General features: G+C 58.5%; 20 protein-coding genes and 2 pseudogenes. 6 read left to right on the top strand and 16 right to left on the bottom strand.

The features are described from left to right. Positions 1–163 precede the first annotated feature (163 nt). Both B5495_RS12050 and B5495_RS12045 read left to right on the top strand, forming a co-directional pair. Positions 164–1,183, top strand: a complete 1,020-nt coding sequence (locus B5495_RS12050; RefSeq protein ID WP_079554053.1) for an isocitrate dehydrogenase — start codon at positions 164–166, stop codon at positions 1,181–1,183. A 27-nt stretch (positions 1,184–1,210) separates the two neighbouring features. Continuing rightward, positions 1,211–2,110: an NAD(P)-dependent oxidoreductase gene (locus tag B5495_RS12045; RefSeq protein ID WP_079554051.1), complete on the top strand. Its 900-nt coding sequence runs from the start codon at positions 1,211–1,213 to the stop codon at positions 2,108–2,110. Between the two features lie 49 nt (positions 2,111–2,159). On the opposite strand, the gene B5495_RS12040 is transcribed toward B5495_RS12045, so the two are convergent. After that, entirely contained in the window at positions 2,160–2,936 is a 777-nt protein-coding gene (locus B5495_RS12040; RefSeq protein ID WP_079554049.1) for a ZIP family metal transporter, read from the bottom strand. A gap of 68 nt (positions 2,937–3,004) precedes the next feature. Next, complete coding sequence (locus B5495_RS12035; RefSeq protein ID WP_079554047.1) at positions 3,005–4,033, bottom strand: CNNM domain-containing protein; 1,029 nt, start codon at positions 4,031–4,033, stop codon at positions 3,005–3,007. A 318-nt stretch (positions 4,034–4,351) separates the two neighbouring features. On the opposite strand from B5495_RS12035, the gene B5495_RS12030 reads away from it, so the two are divergent. Next, the gene (locus B5495_RS12030) at positions 4,352–5,599 is read left to right on the top strand and encodes a dicarboxylate/amino acid:cation symporter (protein ID WP_079554044.1); all 1,248 of its coding nucleotides are present in this window, start codon (positions 4,352–4,354) and stop codon (positions 5,597–5,599) included. Positions 5,600–5,791: 192 nt separating this feature from the next. Here B5495_RS12030 and B5495_RS12025 read toward each other — a convergent pair whose 3' ends face one another. Then, on the bottom strand, positions 5,792–6,796 hold the full coding sequence (locus tag B5495_RS12025; RefSeq protein WP_079554042.1) for a DUF4917 family protein: 1,005 nt from the start codon (positions 6,794–6,796) through the stop codon (positions 5,792–5,794). 228 nt (positions 6,797–7,024) lie between these two features. On the opposite strand from B5495_RS12025, the gene B5495_RS15045 reads away from it, so the two are divergent. Next, entirely contained in the window at positions 7,025–7,186 is a 162-nt protein-coding gene (locus tag B5495_RS15045; RefSeq protein ID WP_079554040.1) for a phage integrase N-terminal SAM-like domain-containing protein, read from the top strand. Positions 7,187–7,353: 167 nt separating this feature from the next. On the opposite strand, the gene B5495_RS12015 is transcribed toward B5495_RS15045, so the two are convergent. From B5495_RS12015 to B5495_RS15140, 5 genes and pseudogenes are all read right to left on the bottom strand, one after another. Further along, positions 7,354–7,638, bottom strand: a complete 285-nt coding sequence (locus B5495_RS12015) for a DUF1294 domain-containing protein (protein ID WP_172824565.1) — start codon at positions 7,636–7,638, stop codon at positions 7,354–7,356. 134 nt (positions 7,639–7,772) lie between these two features. Then, positions 7,773–8,210 (bottom strand): lysozyme inhibitor LprI family protein, encoded by a 438-nt coding sequence (locus B5495_RS12010; RefSeq protein WP_079554036.1) that lies wholly within the window; start codon positions 8,208–8,210, stop codon positions 7,773–7,775. Positions 8,211–8,259: 49 nt separating this feature from the next. Next, positions 8,260–9,270 (bottom strand): virulence RhuM family protein, encoded by a 1,011-nt coding sequence (locus B5495_RS12005; protein WP_079554034.1) that lies wholly within the window; start codon positions 9,268–9,270, stop codon positions 8,260–8,262. Between the two features lie 57 nt (positions 9,271–9,327). Continuing rightward, positions 9,328–10,527 (bottom strand): methyltransferase, encoded by a 1,200-nt coding sequence (locus B5495_RS12000; RefSeq protein ID WP_231897184.1) that lies wholly within the window; start codon positions 10,525–10,527, stop codon positions 9,328–9,330. 282 nt (positions 10,528–10,809) lie between these two features. Next, positions 10,810–10,872, bottom strand: a pseudogene (locus tag B5495_RS15140) (hypothetical protein); the annotation flags it as partial. 45 nt (positions 10,873–10,917) lie between these two features. Between B5495_RS15140 and B5495_RS11990 the strand changes: the two are divergent. Then, positions 10,918–11,079, top strand: a pseudogene (locus tag B5495_RS11990) (cation:dicarboxylate symporter family transporter); the annotation flags it as partial. Between the two features lie 149 nt (positions 11,080–11,228). On the opposite strand, the gene B5495_RS11985 reads toward B5495_RS11990, so the two are convergent. After that, positions 11,229–11,708 (bottom strand): hypothetical protein, encoded by a 480-nt coding sequence (locus tag B5495_RS11985; protein WP_079554030.1) that lies wholly within the window; start codon positions 11,706–11,708, stop codon positions 11,229–11,231. A 129-nt stretch (positions 11,709–11,837) separates the two neighbouring features. Next, positions 11,838–12,548 carry an HNH endonuclease gene (locus B5495_RS11980; RefSeq protein WP_197685621.1) on the bottom strand — a complete coding sequence of 237 codons (711 nt, stop codon included), beginning with the start codon at positions 12,546–12,548 and terminating at the stop codon, positions 11,838–11,840. A 222-nt stretch (positions 12,549–12,770) separates the two neighbouring features. On the opposite strand from B5495_RS11980, the gene B5495_RS11975 reads away from it, so the two are divergent. Beyond that, positions 12,771–13,736, top strand: a complete 966-nt coding sequence (locus tag B5495_RS11975) for an integron integrase (RefSeq protein WP_269457134.1) — start codon at positions 12,771–12,773, stop codon at positions 13,734–13,736. Between the two features lie 131 nt (positions 13,737–13,867). Here the strand turns inward: B5495_RS11975 and B5495_RS11970 are convergent, their stop codons facing one another. From B5495_RS11970 to doeB, 6 genes are all read right to left on the bottom strand, one after another. Then, entirely contained in the window at positions 13,868–14,335 is a 468-nt protein-coding gene (locus B5495_RS11970; RefSeq protein ID WP_079554028.1) for an S-ribosylhomocysteine lyase, read from the bottom strand. A 36-nt stretch (positions 14,336–14,371) separates the two neighbouring features. Beyond that, positions 14,372–14,719: a putative quinol monooxygenase gene (locus B5495_RS11965; protein ID WP_079554026.1), complete on the bottom strand. Its 348-nt coding sequence runs from the start codon at positions 14,717–14,719 to the stop codon at positions 14,372–14,374. 137 nt (positions 14,720–14,856) lie between these two features. Beyond that, positions 14,857–16,290 (bottom strand): aspartate aminotransferase family protein, encoded by a 1,434-nt coding sequence (locus B5495_RS11960; protein ID WP_079554025.1) that lies wholly within the window; start codon positions 16,288–16,290, stop codon positions 14,857–14,859. A gap of 147 nt (positions 16,291–16,437) precedes the next feature. After that, positions 16,438–17,955, bottom strand: coding sequence for an NAD-dependent succinate-semialdehyde dehydrogenase (locus B5495_RS11955; RefSeq protein ID WP_079554023.1), 1,518 nt, complete (start codon positions 17,953–17,955; stop codon positions 16,438–16,440). Positions 17,956–18,125: 170 nt separating this feature from the next. Then, a complete protein-coding gene (locus B5495_RS11950; protein WP_079554021.1) occupies positions 18,126–18,602 on the bottom strand; it encodes an Lrp/AsnC family transcriptional regulator in 477 nt (158 codons plus the stop codon). A 6-nt stretch (positions 18,603–18,608) separates the two neighbouring features. Further along, on the bottom strand, positions 18,609–19,625 hold the full coding sequence (doeB, locus tag B5495_RS11945; RefSeq protein WP_079554020.1) for a N(2)-acetyl-L-2,4-diaminobutanoate deacetylase DoeB: 1,017 nt from the start codon (positions 19,623–19,625) through the stop codon (positions 18,609–18,611). Positions 19,626–19,646 lie beyond the last annotated feature (21 nt).

The following is a 19,646-nucleotide window of genomic DNA, read 5'->3' as shown; positions in this document are numbered from 1 at the left end:
CGGCCTTCGCAGGGTGACGTTTTCCCTCCGCTTGGCGTACCATTACGCCGCAGGGAGACAGGGTGAATAGCGCGCCAAAGCGCCGCTGTGCCCGCTTGTCTCAGTCATCCGGCGCGCCTGCCGTTCAGCGTTTAATTCTTCCGTACGTATAAAGGAGCAAGAAATGAGCCAGTCTATTGCAGTCATCAAGGGCGACGGCATTGGCCCCGAGATCATGGATGCCACCCTGCGCGTACTCGACGCGCTGGACTGCGGCCTGAGCTACGACTTTGTCGACGCCGGACTGGGCGCGCTGGAGGAACACGGCACGCTGATCCCTCAGGTGTCGCTCGACGCCATCGAAAAGCACGGACTGGCGCTCAAAGGCCCGCTGACCACGCCCATCGGCAAGGGCTTTTCGTCGATCAACGTGCAGCTTCGCCGCCATTTCGACCTCTACGCCAACGTGCGCCCGGCGGTCAGCTTTCCCGGTACTCGCTCGCGCTACGACAATATCGACATGATTACCGTGCGCGAAAATACCGAAGGCGCCTACATGTCCGACGGCCAGGAAATGCTCGACGACGGCGACACCGGGATTTCGCAGATCAGGGTCACGCGCAAAGGCTCCGAACGCATCGTGCGCTACGCCTTCGAGCTGGCGAAAAACAACGGCCGCAAAAAAGTCACCGCGCTGCACAAGGCCAACATCATCAAAACCGCCTCGGGGCTGTTTCTGGACGTGGCGCGGGAAGTCGCCAGCGAATATCCGGATATCGAGTTTCAGGAAATGATCGTCGATAATGCCTGCATGCAGCTGGTGATGGACCCGCACCAGTTCGACGTGGTGGTCACCACCAACCTGTTTGGCGACATCACCTCAGACCTGTGCGCGGGCCTGGTGGGCGGGCTGGGTCTTGCACCGGGGGCCAACATCGGCGAGAAAACCGCGATTTTCGAAGCCGTTCACGGCTCGGCGCCCGACATTACCGGCAAGAAGATTGCCAACCCCTGCGCGCTGCTGCTCGCCGCCGCGCAAATGCTCGACCATCTGGGCATGAACGCCAAAGGCACCGCCATTCGCGAGGGCATTCGCGACGTGCTGGAAAAACGCCGCGACATGGTCACCCCCGACATGGGCGGCGACGGCACCACCGACACCTTCGCCGAAGCGCTGGTGGAATACGCCACCGCGCAGGTATAACCGGCTGACACCCCTGGGAGACACACCATGAGCACACCTCGCCTCGGGTTTATCGGCATTGGGCTGATGGGCGCGCCGATGACGCGCCGCCTGCTCAGCGCGGGCTTTGACGTGACGGTATGGAACCGCTCGGAAGAAAAATCCGCCGCATTAAAAGCCGACGGCGCTACGGTGGCCGAGAGCATCACTGAGCTAACCCAAAGCGTTGACGTGGTCATGCTCTGCCTGGCCAATACTGCCGTGGTCGAGGAGGTCGTCTTTGGTGATGGTAATAGCGGCGAAGGCGGCGTGGCCGCCTCGGGCAGCGCCGGCCAGCGGCTGGTGGACTTTTCCAGCAGCGACCCGGCCGCCACCCGGGATTTCGCCCAGCGGCTTAAAGAAAGCTGCGGCATGGCCTGGGTAGACAGTCCGGTGTCCGGCGGCGTCGCCGGCGCCGAGGCCGGCAGCCTGGCCATCATGTGCGGCGCCGAGGCGGACGACATGGCAGCCGTTGAGCCGCTGCTCGCGCCGCTTGCCGCCCGGGTCACCCACATGGGCGCAGTGGGCAGCGGTCAGGTGACCAAGGTGTGTAACCAGATGGTAGTGGGCTGCCAGGCCGCCGTGCTGGCAGAAATGGTGGCGCTGGCCGAAGCCAGCGGCGTGGATGCCACGCGGCTAACCGAAGCGCTGTCCGGCGGCTTTGCCGACTCCAAACCGTTTCAGATTCTGACCCCGCGCATGGCGGCCGGCGAGTTTGCCAACCCGCCCTGGCATTTGCGCACGCTGCTGAAAGATCTCGACATGGCCGTGGCGCAAAGCCAACGCAGCCAGAGCGCCACCCCCATGAGCGGCCTTGCCGCCCAGCTGATGCGTGCCCACGCCAGCCGCGGCCACGCCGAACATGACCCCGCGATTCTGGTGGAAAGCTATCGCACGCCTGAAACTTGATTGCTGAGCGTACCGGCAAAGCATGGCGCGTCATGAGCGCGCCAGCCATTTAGCCCAGCCATACGTCCAGAAACAGCATGATCACCAACCCCAGCGCAAGGCCCAGCGTGGCCTTGTTCTGGTGCCCGCTGCGGTGGGTTTCGGGGATGATCTCGTGGCTGATGACGTAGAGCATGGCACCGGCGGCAAAGGCCAGCCCCCAGGGCAACAGCATCTGCGAAAGCGTGACCACGCCGGCACCGAACAGCCCGCCCACCGGCTCGATCAGCCCGGTTAGCGTGGCGATGCCAAACGCGCGCCAGCGCGAATACCCTTCGCCCATCAACGCGATGGCTACCGCCAGCCCTTCGGGCATATTTTGCAGGCCAATCCCGATGGCCAGCGGCATACCGCCCTCCAGCCCGTTGGCCCCAAAGCCCACGCCCACGGCCAGCCCTTCCGGCAGGTTATGGATGGAAATGGCAAACACGAACAGCCATACCCGGCGCAGCGAGGCGGCCTCAGGCCCTTCACGCCCCTGGGTAAAATGCTCGTGGGGCAAGCGCTCGTTCAGCAGCGCAATGGCGCCCATGCCGAACAGAATCGCCAGGCACACAATCGCAGCCGGCACCGCGCCGTTGGCATAGTGCTCGCCGGCCGCGTCCAGCGCGGGAATAATCAGTGAAAAAAACGATGCCGCCAGCATGACCCCGGCGGCAAAGCCCAGCGCCAGATCACGAAACGCCCGCCCCGGCGTTTTGCCTACGAGCACCGGCAGCGCGCCGACGGCGGTCATCATGCCGGCCACCAGGCTGCCCAAAAATCCCAATAACAGCGTGCTCTGCATTATGTCTCAGCCCGTTTGCCCGTGTTTGCCGTATCGGCATGGGCGCCTACCTTAACGCGGCGTGGGCCTCAGGGCGATTTTCTTGATTGATGCAGGCGTTGCAGCCAGCGCTGGCGGGCGTAGCTGCGCAAATTGTCCACGCGGTCGGTCTCATCCACGATCTCCTGACCCAGCAACGTCTCAATCACGTCTTCCAGGGTAATCAGGCCCACAAAGCTGCCGTGGGCATCGTATATCGCGCGCATATGGTGGCGGTCGTCGAGCATAGCGGAAAATGCCTGCTCGACGTTTTGCGAGACGTCCAGCCGGCCAACGGGATACATCATCGACTTCATGGTGGCATCAGCAGCGGCCTGGTACATGTCGGCCTTGTGCACGTAGCCAAACGCTTGTTCACCGTTGTCCATTACCGGAAAACGGGTAAAGGGTGTCTGGGCGTATTCCGCTTCGAACTCCCCCGCCGTCATGTGCGGCAACACCGTCTGGCACACGATACGCGGCGTCATCACATGAGCCACGGATATCTCGTGAAGGTTGAGCACGTTGGTAATGGTGCGAGTTTCATCGGCGTCGAGCACCTCTTTCTCCAGCCCCACCCGGGCCAGCACCTTGATCTCGTCACGCAGATCCACGTCGTTTTCGTGGCTACTGCCAAGGCGCCGGGTGATCTGCTCGGAGAGCCAGATAAACGGCAGCAGCGCCGCTATCATCAGCCGCAGCACCGGCGGCAGCATCACCGCCAGACGCCGCCAGTGGGTCGCCCCGATGGTTTTGGGGATGATCTCGGAAAACACCAGAATCGCCAGCGTCATCACCGCCGAGACGATGCCAATCGACGCTTCGCCGAACACCGTGGCCGCCTGAGCGCCCACGGCCGTGGCACCCACGGTATGGGCGATGGTGTTAAGCGTCAGAATCGCCGCCAGCGGGCGGTCAATGTTCGCTTTCATGTGTTCCAGAGAGGCATGCAGCGCGGGCTGCTCATCACGCAGCCGGGCAATATAGCTCGGCGTGAGCGACAGCAGCACGGCCTCCAGAATCGAGCAGAGAAACGAAAACCCGATAGACAACACGGCGATAAGAAGAAGTATCAGCATAAGCACTCGACACAGTCACAAGTCGCGCTGTTATAGACAGGCAAGGCGTTGACAGTCAAGACCCGATCATCGCCACGGCGGCCACTGTTCGCCTTGCCTGCTATAGGCGACTAAAGCATAAGGACAAAACGTTTCGTATCGAGAGCCACATCTCTATGATTCACCCCCTCTTGTAGTGCTGCCCCGCCATATCGTTGCCCACCGGGCCGATGCACGCGCACCGTTAAAGAAAATACGTTTATTAATTGGCGCTTTTACCGTTAGAATCGCCGCCCTTATTGCGATAACAACAGTCTAATCCTCCCAAGGAGACACAGCATGGCAGCCAGTTCCACCCCCAACCTTTGGCGACGCATCCCGCTCTGGCAACGCATTCTTGCCGGCCTGTTTCTGGGCGTGATCGTCGGCAGCCTGATGGGCGAAAACGCTGGCGTGTTCAAGCCGCTGGGCGATATTTTCATCAGCGCCATCAAGATGCTGATCGTCCCGCTGGTATTTTCGACGCTGGTGGTCGGCATCACGGCCATGCGCGACCCGCAGAAAATGGGCCGTATCGGTGCGCGCACCATTGGGCTGTATTTGATTACCACTGCCTTTGCCATCGCCATCGGGCTTTTGGCCTCGACGATTTTTCAGCCCGGTGCGGGCGTGGATTTGAGCTTTGACCAGCCGATGGAAGCTCAGGACGCGCCGTCGCTGGTGGAGATTCTGGTCAACCTCGTGCCGCAAAACCCCATTGATGCGCTGGCCGAAGGCAACATCATGCAAATCATCGTGTTTGCTATCGGGCTGGGCGTCTCGCTGATGCTGGTAGGGGAAAAAGGCGAGCCGGTCGTGCGCGTGTTCGAAAGCTTTGCCGAAGCCATGTACAAGCTCACCGAAATCGTCATGTCTTTCGCGCCGTTCGGCGTCTTCGGGCTGATCGCCTATGTGGCCGGCAGCTACGGGCTTGAAGTGCTGCTGCCGCTGGCCAAGGTAATCGGCGTGGCCTATCTGGCCAGCGTGATTCACGTGCTGGTGGTCTACAGCGGGCTGCTCGCGCTGCTGGGCCGGCTGAACCCCAAGCGCTACCTGAGCGGAATTATCGACGCGCTGGTGGTGGCCTATTCGTCGGCGTCATCATCAGGCACCCTGCCGGTATCGCTGCGCTGCGCGCAGAAAAACCTCGGCGTCTCGGAAGGTGTTTCGGGCTTTGTGCTACCGGTGGGCGCAACCATCAACATGGACGGCACCGCGCTGTATCAGGGCGTGGTCACGCTGTTCATCGCCCAGATGCTGGGCGTGGACCTGAGCATGGCCGACTACGGCATGATTATCCTCACCGGTACGCTGGCCTCCATCGGCACCGCCGGGGTTCCCGGCGCGGGGCTGATCATGCTCTCCATCGTCATGTCCCAGGTGGGCTTGCCGCTTGAGGCCATCGCCGTGATTGCCGGCATCGACCGCATCCTCGACATGGCGCGCACCAGCGTCAACGTCGCCGGCGACCTGATGGTCACCACACTGGTAGGTAAAAGCGAAGGCGAGCTGGACGAAGACGTCTACAACGGCCCGAATAAGGCCTGATAGCTTAACGGCTTCGCAAGAAAAAACGTCCCCTTCGCGCTGTGCGAAGGGGGCGTTTTCACGTTGGAGGAACGCTTTCTGGGTAACTTACCGATACGGCGACGCCTTGTTTGGAATATAACGCCTTGCATCAGCCGACCACATGCAATGAGCCGAAGGCGTAACGTAATGTGGGTCTGATGCATGCAATTGTTATATTCCCACGCGGAGACTGGGATCCCCTAGTGGGTGCGTTTCCGAATTAAAAAAGTGGAGCTCTGTTCCCGGTAATGATTGGGTTAGCCTCGACTTCAATTCAATGATTGCTGCTCCTGCTTGGTGCGGCCATACGCCTAAAGCGATCCTTTCAATGCCACTGCTTTGAATTGCATCTATTATGTGTTGATCGTAGTCTTTATGGAGTGAGTGCCCGATAATCACCAAGCCGCCATCACTACTGCTGAACCGCTCAAAACAAAACCGTAGGTAATTATTACGCTTAATTCTGGACAGTTTCTCTTTCCAACTCCCTTCTGATATGAACAGCGGAAAGAGCTCAGGATGGTCAAGGTCAAATAATTCAGTGAGGCTATCTAAGCCATTCGCTGTCTGCTTCATAGTTGAGCCATCAGATTTCTCAACAAGGTGTATTGCACCGTGCATGTAATAAATTTTACTCCTATCCGCTGGTGCCTCGACATCTGCTGGGTTGAATAACCCTCCATGGTTCCAAAAAAAATCTCTAAATCGCCACGTATCCGAATGCATTATTGACCAGTATGGTAACAAATCATAATTAGTGGTGAATATGTGAGAGAACTCTTGGAGTTGTTTTCTTATAGGTTCACCATCAAACTGCTCATGATGAATGTGTGCGTAGTTAACCGCAGAAGCCAATGCATTTTTTGTATTTCTATAAAGCGCAGTGATCGGTAATTTTTGAGGGTCTCCTAGCTGCTGATCTACTAACCTCGAATGATATATTATTCTAAGCACATCTTCGAAATTTGAGCTTCCTAAGTGGTCAAAAAGCGCAGTTGACTGGGGCTCTAAAGGATTACCCACTAAAGGGTCTTTAGCTAGCTCGAATAGATCTCGGTAACCGAATCGCTCCCATATATTCATGCTGAATCCATTACCTAGCAGCAGTGAATCCCAAGTGCGCTCGGCCACTTCCTTCCATTCGATAAGATGTTGATCAATTTTTAAATCAGCCATGCTCCGTCCTTTGATATGGGGATATAACAGCTATTAGACGGAAGACTCTGATATTGAATGCACGCGCCGGCTCGTTCAATAATATTATCCAGCGTTTCTTTCTTCGCCTAACTCATTGATATAAAAGCTATTAACAATAGCTCGGCAGCCTAAGCAAGATTCGCTCGCTTGCGCGTTTTGCCCGAACCAATAACACTGTATGCATAGCCAGCTAAAAAGGAGCATCATATGGACATGCATACCAGGCCGCCGAAGCTGATGGACCGGGTGAAGGCAACCATGCGCGTAAGGCGTTATAGCCCACGCACCGGGAAAACCTACTGCGACTGGATGCGCTTCTTCATCCGATTCCATGGTGTGCGGCAACTCGCGAGTACTAAAATCTTCTAAAGCGAAATTAGCATTTCCCCATCCACCCTTCCACAATCCTGCCACATTTCTCATGCTTTTTTCGTAGTGCACAAAAAACGCCTCTGCAGAAGCGCTTTTCCATCAGTGCGCACGCCTTACTCGGCCAAACACCTTTCAGCGGCCGCTATTTAGCTCCGCGAGCTACCTTACATCCAGCTCAGCGAGGCCAGCACCTGATGCGACAAACGCGCGGCGTTTCCTGTCTCAACCAGCCACCACGCAGCGCCCACGTTACACGCCATAGAAAGCCCAAAAACGACCTGAAACGGTGTTTTGCTGACTTTGTGACGAAAACTCTGCTGAGCGATAAGGCCGCCTGGCCAGCCGCCAAGAAAATCCAGCAGGTGCAGCGTACTTTCAGGCGTCCGCCAAGTGTTACGCCGTGCCGCATGTTTGTCTTTCATATAGAGCAAAAACGACAGGACGCTCATCAAGGCGTAGGCACCGGCTAGCGCGAGCGGAACTAGCCCAGCGGCATACAGGCCGCCAGCCGCGGCCAAACTCAAGGCTCCGACAGCGGCCCGGGGCCAGCCTGAACGTCGCGAACGCGTACCGCGCCTAGCCATCAGGATAACCCATGCTCTGCCGCCTGCTTATACTGCCGGAGCCGGCAGACACGCGCCTTGAGCAGGTCAATGCTGTGGCCAGCGACGAGTACCGGCTGCAGCGTGCCGCCGCCGGATATGCTCTCCGTCCACCAGAACTCGGATTCCGCCTCACGAAACTTGAGCCACGCCCGCTGGGCTTTCTTCAGCGCGGCCTGTTCCTCTGCCGCAAGGTTGGCCATCAGCTCCCGATACTCCATATTCAGCTCGGTATCCCAGCGCTTATACGCCTTGCCCTGAGCGTTGCGCATTTCCAGCGTAACGCCACCGCTCGCGTCCATATCCCGCTCGAACTGCACGTCGATGGGGTGCGGATGCTCGGTATCGCAGAACGGCTCCGCCGCCAGCGTCAGCGGCGCGAAAACCGCCAGGGAAAGAGCCAGAACGGTTTTTTTCATGGTGTCTCCAGAGTACAAGGTACAGGGGTGCAACGCTCAATGGCGGCTATCAGGGCTCACCCTTTTTCACCTGCTGCTCCAGCGCTTCAAGCTCGCGCAAGTCTTCAGCATCAGCCTCCAACGCCTCATCATGCCGCCGGTGGGCATCAAACTGCTCAAAGCGCTCGTAGGCTACTTGCCGGGCACGTTCAGCGCTTATCGCCCCCAAACCTTCGAGCACGGGCTTCTCATTGAACGCGAGCAGCCGGTCCACGTTACCCCGCCAGTAGTCCAGCGTCAGATCTTTGCGCTCTTTGGCGCGTAGCGCGGCCTGCTCCAGAAAGATCACCACCAGACGGTTCAGAGTATCCACCTCGTCGGCGGTAAGATAATTTTTGGCGATAGCGACATCCTGCTTACGCACTCGCGCGCCCTTCCAGCTGGTGAGCGCCATATTGGGCTCGTCAGGATCGGCGCGATGAACCACGATCTCGGCGGCGGTGTGGCGAGTTACTGCAAACAACAGCTTGTTCTGCACCTCGGCAAAGAATAGCTGGGCATCGCGGTCGTCAGAACGGTAGTCGCTGGACAGCGCAAACAGGTCCCGTACCTTTTGATAGAAGCGCTTCTCCGAGGCGCGAATGTCGCGGATACGTTCGAGCAGTTCATCGAAGTAGTCCCAGCCTCCGGGCTCCTTGAGGCGCTCATCGTCCATCACAAAGCCCTTGACCAGGTACTCTGCCAGATGCGCCGTGGCCCACTGGCGAAACTGCGTGCCACGGGGGGAGCGCACCCGGTAGCCCACGGCCAAAATCATGGGCAGGCTGTACGTCTTGAGCCGGCGCTGCACACGACGCTGCCCCTCCTGACGAACGTGTAAGGATTCCTTACACGTTGCCTCCACGCCCAGCTCGCCCTCTTCATAAATGGCACGAATGTGCTGGGTCATGGCTTGGGGCGTGGTATCAAACAGCTCCGCCATCTCGGCCTGAGACAGCCAGACGGTATCGCCCTCGGCCCGCAGGTGGACCTCCGCCCGCCCGTCGTCACTACGGTAGAAAATCAGTTCACCGGCGCTCATGGGGTCATCCTTTTCAGCATGTTGCTATGTCCTTTTTCAGCCCGTGGATATCCAAGCCTATGCCGGTGTTAAGCACCACAGCGAGGTAACTTCTGAGCTACGTGCGGCATAGAGTGGGTCTGTGCTGTCTTGGCTGCGGCCGTGCTTGGGCTGGGTGTCGAGCCGGTATTTCACCTCCAGCTTCGCCTCGACAAACCACGCTAGCAGCTGTTCTCGGGTACGTAACTGCAAGTGCTCGGCCAAGTCGGACAGGATCAGCCACACCTCCCCTTGCGGTGCCAGGTGCGCACAAACACCCTGCAAAAAACCGCGCAGCATCCGGCTTTTGTGATCATAAACGGCGAGCTCTAGAGACGAGCTGGGCTTTGCAGGCAGCCAAGGCGGGTTGCAAACAATAAAATTGGCTAAAGGCTGTTCCGTAGGAAACACGTCGGCCTCTTGCAGCTGTATTTCTGATAGCCCTACACGCGCAAAGTTGTCTTCAGCGCATGTTAAAGCCCGTGGATTTGAGTCTGTGGCGACGACCTGCCCCACGCCGCGTTTCGCCAGGATGATCGCCAATAACCCCGTGCCGGTGCCGATATCAAAGGCCACGTCATGCTTGGCCGGTAGCGGTGCGTCCTGCATCAGTGACACATACTCATGCCGCGTGGGCGCAAACACCCCGTAATGCGGAAAGATCGGTAGATCCAACCCCGCAATGGGCACGCCTTTCTGGCGCCACTGGGCTGCCCCCAAAGCGCCTTGCAAGTCACGCAACGACATGAGGCAAGGCTCATCCAGCACACCAAAAGCGGCTTCGCAGGCAGCACTAAGGTCAGGCGCGCGGCGCAAGCCGCTGATATAACCTGCATCCAGCTCCAAAAGCAGTCGCCCTAACGTTCTAGCCCTTTGGGCTTGAGCTTGACGTTGCTGATGAAAGACGCTGGGTGTTGTGTTTTCGGCAGGAAGCTGCTTGGCAGATTTAGCGGCTTTGCTGAGCTTACGCTGCTCAGCTCGATTAATGCGCCGGGCCATGGCTTGCATTAATTGCAATGCATTATGAAAATCACCGCGCCACAACAGTGAGTTGCCTTCGCACGCTAAACGGTAAGCTTGATCGGCCGTCGTCTGGTCATCCACGGGTACGATGTGCGTCGGCGCAGCGTAATTACTCTCAGAAAGCCAAAGGGCCTTGCGAGGTGTCTGCTCATCCTGCCACTGCACATACGGTTTTTCTGCCTGGGACACATTCATACCTTTATCGTCTGAATTCATGGAATAACCGCAGCACTTTGGACCAATGGGGAGAGGCAGGAGGGCCAGCGCCGTTACCCTCCCTGCTTTACCGACCAACGTGAAGCAGAGCATGGCATACCGACGGCTGACCCAAGCGCAACGATATCAGATTCACGCCTTCAGGAGCATCAACATGAGCCAGCGGCAGATCGCTCTTCGGCTCGGTGACCTTCGGCGTCGGTGTGGCCGGTCACCGCAAAGCAGTAGCTTGTTCTGCACCTCGGCAAAGAACCAGTGAGCATCGCGATCGTCGGAGAGGTAGTCGCTGGACAGCGCAAAAAGATCGCGCACCTCTTGGTAGAAGCGCTTCTCCGAGGCGCGGATGTCGCGGATGCGTTTCAGCAGCTCGTCGAAGTAGTCCCAACCGCCGGGCTCCTTGAGGCCATCGCCGTAATTGCCGGCATCGACCGTATCCTCGACATAGCGCGCACCAGCGTCAACGCCGCCGGTGACTTGATGATGACTGCGCTAGTGGGTAAAAGCGAAGGCGAACTGGACGAAGAGATCTACAACGGCCCGAACCAGGCCTGATGAAATGCCATTCCCCCACAGCGGCAGCGCTTACCTTGTGCGGATGTGGAGGGGTTACTTCAAAACCTAACGCTTGCAGCATGCGCGCCAGCGGAATGGAGCCGGAGGCGCAATGTAGTTGGCGTCGCCGTGCCTGCACTGGTTAGCGACTATTTCAGATCAGCCTTGTCGATTTTAAGGATGGACTGATAAGTATCGTTGAGATAATCACGTAAGCCTTTTAGGATTTTGCCCGTCCAGCCATCGGACGTTACGTCGCCACTAAAGCCAATATCCTTTGACCCCTCAACAATAACTTTGACTTGGGTATCCTGATCGCGCTCCCGAAAGTAAACGCCGCCGATAACATTCCAGTCATGAGCTGTCATGCCATGTTCACCGATGACCATGCCTTTGGATATATCCGCAACTCGCAGGGAGAAGCCAGCATTCCCCAATCCAACTTTTGCTGCCTCATAAACCTGTTCTGCGTTATAGCCGTGAAAGGTCTCTACGTGCTCGTATTGAGACCAACCAGTTTTACCTTCTGGAGCTTCAAAGTTGACCTCAGACACGTCCTTCGGAAGCATGCTTACGCTGGCGCATCCGGAAAAACTCAACAGCAAAGCAACTACAGCTATAAATCGCATACTCTTACCACCTTTTAAATTCTTGAATTCCAAATTACCGAAGATTGATCGGTGCAGCGCTAACGCCCGGCTCACGCGCCGGTTTGGAGCTGCGAAGCAGCGGAAAACCGGTCGCCGTGCAGCCGATTGTTAAGAGCGCTTTTCATCGATGATGTCCATTACCGGCCTATTCCCGCGCTGGGAATTACAGTGCAGACACGCAGTGACAAGATTATCAAGCGAGTTATCGCCACCTTTTGATACTGGCTCCACGTGATCTAGTGTCGCGGTAAACCTGGTCAGTCGCTTGGAGCAATAACGGCACTTGTAGTCATCGCGCTCAAATACTTTCAGACGATTTTCTCTGACGTTGTAAAAGTCGAGTTCTTTCTTCAAATCCCTTTCTGATTTTGGAACCTCTTTGGCAGCGGCTTTCTTCGCCTCTTGGCAGAGCTCAATTTCTTCAGGAAGATGCACCTTGTACAAAGTGCCTTCTCTGGTGGTATCGCCAGCCTTCGAAACTGCCCCCTTTTCTTCAAGACCGGTCAGGGCCTTCTGCACAGCGCCATAGCTCAAGCCATCAGATTGTCCGCTGGACGAAGTGATAACACCTAAAGTCATGCCACGGACACTGGCTCTCGTGTACTGGGTTCCTTCGCCCAATACAGATTTCCTGAAAAGATGCCAGTAAACAGCCGCTTCGTACGGAAACAGCGAGGGCTGCAAATAATCAATAACGGAGCACACAATTTCAGGCAGCTCTAAGAACTCAAAGTTCTCCGCGAAGGCCTGATCGTCTTCGGAGGCATTTTCTGCCTCAAGCTCGTCAAGTAACGATCTTATTTCTTCAATCTTGCTCACATGCTCTCCTGAGCTCTTAACAGGTATTAGACGGAACGCTCAGATATTGAATAAACGCGCAGGCTCGTTCAACAATGTTATCCAGCGTGCCACGCTCCACCTAAACCATTGATATATAAAAGTATTAAGAAAAACTCGGCAGCCTAAGCAGGATTCGCACGCTTGCGCGTTTTGCCTGGACCAATAATACTGTATGCATAACCAGCTTACGAGGAGCACCACATGGATATGCACAGCAGGCCGCCGAAGCTGATGGACCGGGTAAAGGCCACCATGCGTGTAAAACGCTATAGTCCACGCACCGAGAAGACCTACTGTTACTGGATACGCTTCTTCATCCGATTCCACGGCGTGCGGCATCCCCTCAGTATGGGAGCCCCCGAGGTCAAGGTTTTCCTGGAATATCTGGCAATGGAGCGCCATGTGGCGGCGGCCACACAAAACCAGGCGCTGAACGCCCTTGTCTTCCTTTATCGCCATATTCTTGAGCAGCCTCTGGGTGATATCGGTGAATTTTCTCGCGCCAAACGCCCGCGCCGACTACCGGTAGTGCTTTCCCATGAACAAGTGACACAGGTGCTGAGCCATCTATCAGGCCCCATGCGTTTGATGGGCTCACTAATGTACGGCTCAGGGCTACGCCTTCTCGAAACCTGCCGTCTGCGTGTCCAGGATATCGACTTCGAGCGACAGATCGTGACGGTGAGAGCCGGCAAAGGAGCTAAGGATCGCACCACCTTGCTCCCAGCCATTTGCATCCCATGCTTGCAGCAGCAGATTTCCACGGCCCAACGCCAACTTGACTGCCGGCTTGCTCATGGCCGCGAGCCTGTGACACTACCTTATGCACTGGGTCGCAAGTATCCGAATGCAGGAACTTCTCTGGCTTGGCAGTGGCTCTTTCCTGCTTCTCGTCCTTGCTTCGACGACACCGGCAAGGTCGTTCTTCACCATATCCACCCTTCGGCGGTACAAAAAGCCGTAAAACACGCTATGCGGGCCGCTGCGCTGCCACGCCCCGGTTCTTGCCATACCCTGCGGCACAGCTTCGCCACTCAGCTGCTGAGCCAAGGTACGGATATTCGCACAGTGCAGGAACTACTCGGTCACAAGAGCTTGGAAACGACTCAAATCTATACCCATGTGCTGGGCAAGGGCTTTGCTGGAGTCCGTAGCCCTCTCGGATAAAACGCACTACGTTACATTAGCACTCCAATAATCACGCTTCCACAATCCTGCCACATTTCGTACATTGATTTTTTTAAAAGCATAAAAAAGCGCCTCCGCAGAGGCGCTGTTCCATCAGGGCGAACGCTCTATCAGGCAAATACTTGCGTCCATTCGCTACGCTTGGCGAGGAGGTCACGGGCGAGATCTTGAGCGCCTTCGAGGCTGTGGCTTGCCGCCCAGCCGCACTGCATTTCGTTGCAGGCGGGGACTTCGTCGGCGTTGATGACGTCGTTGAGGGTTTTTTCGACGATGTTGAGCACTTCATCGTAGTCGTCGTGGTTGATCATGGCGATGTAGAAGCCGGTTTGGCAGCCCATAGGGCTGATGTCCACAACCTGCTGGGTATGGTTGCGCGAGTGCTCGGCCATCATGTGCTCGAGCGAGTGCAGCGCGGGCATTTCCATGTGGCCCTTGTTGGGCTGGCAAATACGCAGGTCGTATTTGTGGATGTTGTCGCCGTTGGCGCCGGTCTTGATGTCGGCCAAGCGGATATACGGGGCTTTTACCTTGGTGTGGTCAAGGTTGAAGCTTTCGACGTTCATCTTTTGTTCGGCCATGTTGCCTCCTGTGCAAAAACGGTTGCGTGTCTGACGCTAGACAGCGGGCGCGTCGAAGTCGTTCGGCTCGTCGGTGTAGACGCAGACGTTGGCGTCTTCAATATCGCCGTCCGGCGCTTCGAGGTTCTCGGCGAAGAACTGTTTGATCTCTTCGCGCTGGCAGTGCGCCTCAAAGGCCTTGCGGTTGGCCCAGACTTCATGAAACACGATGGGGTAGCTTTCGCCCTGAGCAAAAGGGCTTTCGATCTGGCGCGTGACGGTGTAGCGCAGGCAGGCGTCTTCGCGGTGGGCGTTGGGCTCAAGCGCCTGCAGCGCCTTGAACACGGCGTCTTCCTTGCCGGGTTTGGGCTTGAAGCTGGCAATGCAGTAAATCTTTTGTGACATGACTTCATCCTTAACGAGGTGAACGCCGCCCATTATGCGATGCGTTACCGCGACTTACCAACCATGTTCAGCACTGCAGCAGGCACACGAAAACGCCGCTGCGCGGGCAGCGGCGTTGTTGATCACATACGTACCAATCAGGTGGCGAATGCGGTTTCGGGTGTGCCTTGGGCCAGCTCTCCCGACCGCGTGAGCTCGTCGGTAACGCGATCCACGGCGCGCCGGGTGCGGTGGATAATCTCATCGGCTTCGGCGCGGCTTAAGGTCAGCGGCGGCGCAAAGCCGAGAATATCGCCCTGGGGCATGGCGCGGGCAATCAGGTTGTCGTCAAGCGCGGCGGCCGAGACCCGGGCGCCGACCTTCAATGCGGGATCAAAATGCAGGCGCTGCGCCGCATCCGGCGAAAACTCCAGCGCGGCCATCAGCCCCACGCCGCGCACATCGCCTACCAGCGGGTGGCCGTCAAACTGCTCTTTAAGCCGCTGCTGAAAGTAGGCGCCGGTATCAGCGGCGTTACCCACCAGATTTTCTCGCTCGATGATCGCCAGGTTGGCAAGCCCCGCCGCACAGCCCAGCGCATGGCCGGAATACGTCCAGCCGTGGCCGATGGGGCCGTATTCGCCGGTGCCGGCTTCTAGTACCTGCCATACCCTGTCGCCCACAATCACGCCGGAAAGCGGCTGATAGGCGCTGGTCAGCCCCTTGGCGATGGTGATCAGGTCAGGCTGCATGCCGTAGTGGTGGCTGCCAAACGCCGAGCCGGTGCGACCAAACCCGCAGACCACTTCGTCGGCTATCAGCAGCACGTCGTACTTTTCAAGTACCGCTTGAATCGCCGCCCAGTAGCCTTCCGGCGGCGGCACGATGCCGCCGGTGCCCAGCACCGGTTCACCGATAAACGCAGCAACCGTGTCGGGGCCTTCTTCCAGAATCATCGCTTCAAGCTTGTCGGCACAGAAGGCGGAGAACTCCTGCTCGCTCATGCCGTGCTGCTCGGCGGCGCGGTGGTAGTAGTACGGCGCCTCGGTGTGGCGAATCGTGTCGATCGGCAGATCAAAGTGATCGTGAAACGCCTTGAGGCCGGTCAGCGAGCCGGACGCAATGCCCGAACCGTGGTAGCCGCGCATCCGCGAGATGACTTTTTTCTTCTGTGGCCGGCCCAGCACGTTGTTGTAGTAGCGCACGAGCTTGAGCTGGGTTTCGTTGGCATCGCTGCCCGACATGCCGTAGTACACCTTGGACATGCCCATGCCGGCGTGCTCCAGAATGCGTTCGGACAGCGCGATCTGCGGCTCGTTGGAGTGGCCCACATAGGTGTGATAGTAGGAAAGCTCCAGCGCCTGCTGGTAAATCGCCTCGGCGATTTCGGTGCGCCCGTAACCGACGTTGACGCAGTAAAGCCCGGCAAAGCCGTCGATGAATTCACGGCCGTCCTTATCGACGATATTGATACCGTGACCGCCGGTAATCACGCGCCCCGGTGAATCACCGTGGGCGAAGTCGCGCAGGTGGGTCGAGGCGTGAAAGGTGACGTTACGGTCGCGGTTGACTAAATCCTGATGCTGGCTCATGACACTCTCTCTTAGCGGTTCACTCTTAAGCGACTCACTCTTCAGCGGCTCAGGCCCTGTGCCACGCCGCGATAAAAAAGCTCCCCGCCCTGGCGGGGAGCATGTAGCAACGCACGGTTGATCGTTCATCTTCAGCTACTGGGCATTTCAGCTACCGGAGACCGACTCCATGCCGCCCAGGCAAAAGAACTTGGTCTCCATGTATTCGTCGATGCCGGTGGAGCCACCTTCGCGACCCAGGCCGGACTCTTTCACCCCGCCAAACGGCACCGGTGCGCCGGTCATTTTCACCGAGTTGACGCTCACCAGCCCGAACTCCAGCGCCCGCATGATTTTCCAGATGCGGCGCAGGTCGTGGGTGAAAAGGTAGGACGCCAGTCCGTACTCGGTGTCGTTGGCCAGCTCAATGGCTTCCTCATCGGTTGAGTAAGGCAGGATGCCTGCCACCGGCGAAAAGCTTTCTTCGCGCCACACCTTCATCTCGCGGGTGATGTTGGTCAGCACCACCGGCATGAAGAAGTTCTCACCGGCCACCGGCGGCTGGCTGCTCTGGTGCAGCGTTGCGCCCATTGCAACCGCGTCGTCGACAATGCTCTGGGCTTTTTCCACGGCGTTGGCGTGAATCAACGGGCCCAGGTCAATGCCCTCTTGCAGGCCGTTACCTACGGTCAGCGCCGACATGCTGACTTTGAATGCCTCGACAAAGGCGTCGTGGATCGACTCGTGCACCAGAATGCGGTTGGCCGCCAGGCAGTCCTGCCCCGAGGTCTGGTACTTCGCCGCGACCGCAGCTTCGGCGGCTTCTGTGGGGTCCATATCGGGGCCGACGATAAACGGCGCGTTGCCGCCCAGCTCCATGGAGAGACGCTTGACCGTGCTCGCGCTTTGCGCCATCAACAGCTCGCCCACGCGGGTAGAGCCGGTGAATGACAGCGCGCGGATACGCGGCTCGGCGCACAGCACTTTGGACACCGCCGGTGGCTCGCCCAGCACCACGTTCAAAATACCTGCGGGAATGCCCGCGCGTTCGCCCAGCTCAGCCAACGCCAGCGCCGAGAACGGCGTTTCGTTGGACGGCTTGATGATGATCGGGCAGCCGGCAGCCAGCGCGGCGGCGGCCTTGCGGGTGATCATCGCCAGCGGGAAGTTCCACGGCGTGATCATCGCGGCGATGCCAATCGGCTCTTTGATCGAGCCCAGCGCAGCGTTGGGCATATGGCTGGGAATGGTGTTGCCGTAGGTACGCTTGCCCTCTTCGGCAAACCAGCGCACAAAGCTTGCGCCGTACTGCACCTCGCCGCGCGAATCGCCAATCGACTTGCCCTGCTCAAGGGTCATGATGGTCGCCAGGTCTTCGCTGTTGGCGCGGATCAAGTCGTACCATGCCTGCAGGATATCGCTACGCTCGTCGGCGCGCAGCGCCCGCCAGCCGGCAAAAGCAGCCTCGGCGGCGTCTACCGCGGCGGTAATCTGGGTGTCTTCAAGCACCGGAATATGGCCCAGCACGTCGCCGGTAGCGGGGTTGGTGACCGCTTCTTCGCGGCCGCCTTCGCCGTGGGTCCATTTGCCGTTGATGTAGGCGTACTGACGGAACAGGCGCGGATCCTGCAAACGATCGGAGAGTGCTGTGGAACGATCGGAGAGCGTAGCGGAGAATGCGGTCATAGGAACCCCTCCCTTGGGGTCTTGGCGATTGGCAGGTCATTACCTGTCGATGGCTCAAGCATAAGGGAGATCGCGCGGGAAGTGCTTTTGAAAGCGCCGGCACAAGATGCGCTTTTTTTGGCGCGGCCGGCGTAAACTTGCGGTTTTTTTGGCAGGTCGTCGGTTTCCGCCTAGGCCAGCTGTTCATCCTCGATGTTCAGCGTGGCGCGCTTGACCGTTTTGGTGACGATATAGGTGAAGTAGCGCTCGATCCCCGCGTCGGACACCAGCCAGCGGTCCATGGTGCGCTGGTAGCTGTCGATGCTGCGCACCTCAAACTTCACCAGGTAGTCCACCCCGCCACCGACGGCCACGCACTCGGTGACCTCGGGGGTGTCCATGACCAGCGCCTCGAAGCGCGAAAAGCTCTCGACATTGTGCTGCTTAAGCTCGATCTGCACCCACACCGAGTTGCTCGGCACCAGCACGCCGGTATTGATGCGCGCGCTGTAGCCTTCGATGATGCCCGCCTGCTCGAGGCGCTTGACGCGCTCCCAGCAGGGGCTGACCGAGAGGCTGATCGCCTCGGCCAGGCGGGATTTGGTGATGCGTCCGTCGCGGGAGAGTATCGAGAGGATTTTGACGTCAAAACGGTCGAGTTTCAGCATGAAGGGTTACGCATCGAGGCGCTCCACCACGTCGGCGATAACCGCCAGCGTGTCGCCGATGTGGGCCAGCGCCGGGGCGCGGCGCGCCACGAGAATACCGTCGCGCTTGGCGTGATAGGCCACCGGCGCGGAGCCGGTGCGGGTCAGGTCGTAAACGTAGGCGATGGCCTGCCCTTCAGCGACCCGCTCACCCAGGCTCACGACAAGCTCCAAAAGCCCCGAGTGCTCGCTTTGTACGTAGCAGCTGGCATCGGGCATGGTCAGGTAAATCTGCGGCTCGGCCGGCGTTTGAGGTTCGCCCTGCATCAGGCCGTGGTGGATCAGAAAGTTGTGCACGCCGCGCTCGGTGATCGCCACGCTTTGCGGGGTCGAGGTGCCGCCGCCGCCAAGCTCGGTGGTGACAAACACCTTGCCCTGACGCTCGCAGGCGGTATCAAAGAGCCTTTCGGCGTCGAGCTCGAACATCACCATGGCGTAAGGCGCGCCAAAGGTCTTGGCACTTTCCAGCGCGGCACGCTGTTGGTCTTTATTGTCGAGCACGTGGGACGCCGCATAGGGCACGATATCCAGCGTGCGCCCGCCGGAATGGATGTCCAGCACCACGTCGGCCATGGGCACCATTTCGCGGGTAAAATAGTCGGCGATCTGCTCGGTGGCGTTGCCGTCGGGGTTGCCGGGGAAGCAGCGGTTGAGGTTGCCGCCGTCCAGCCCCGAGGTGCGCTTGCCGGCCGTTACCGCCGGCGTGTTGAAGCACGGCACGATAATCACCCGCCCGCTCACGTCAGTTGCCTTGAGCGTGGAAGACAGCTTCAGCAGCGCGGTAATGCCTTCGTATTCGTCGCCGTGGTTGCCCGCAGTCAAAAGCGCGGTGGGGCCCTCGCCGTTCTTGACCACGGTCACGGGGATCATCACCGCGCCCCACGCCGAGTCATCCACCGAAATGGGCAGATTGAGAAAGCCGTGCTGGACGCCGTCGGCATCGAAATCAACCGTGGCGGAAATCGGGCTGGGACGCTTGCTCATGGGATGCTCCTTGAAGGGTAA

This window comes from Vreelandella subglaciescola (assembly GCF_900142895.1).
Taxonomy (GTDB): Bacteria; Pseudomonadota; Gammaproteobacteria; order Pseudomonadales; family Halomonadaceae; genus Vreelandella; species Vreelandella subglaciescola.
This window is presented reverse-complemented; position numbering and strand designations above follow the sequence as displayed.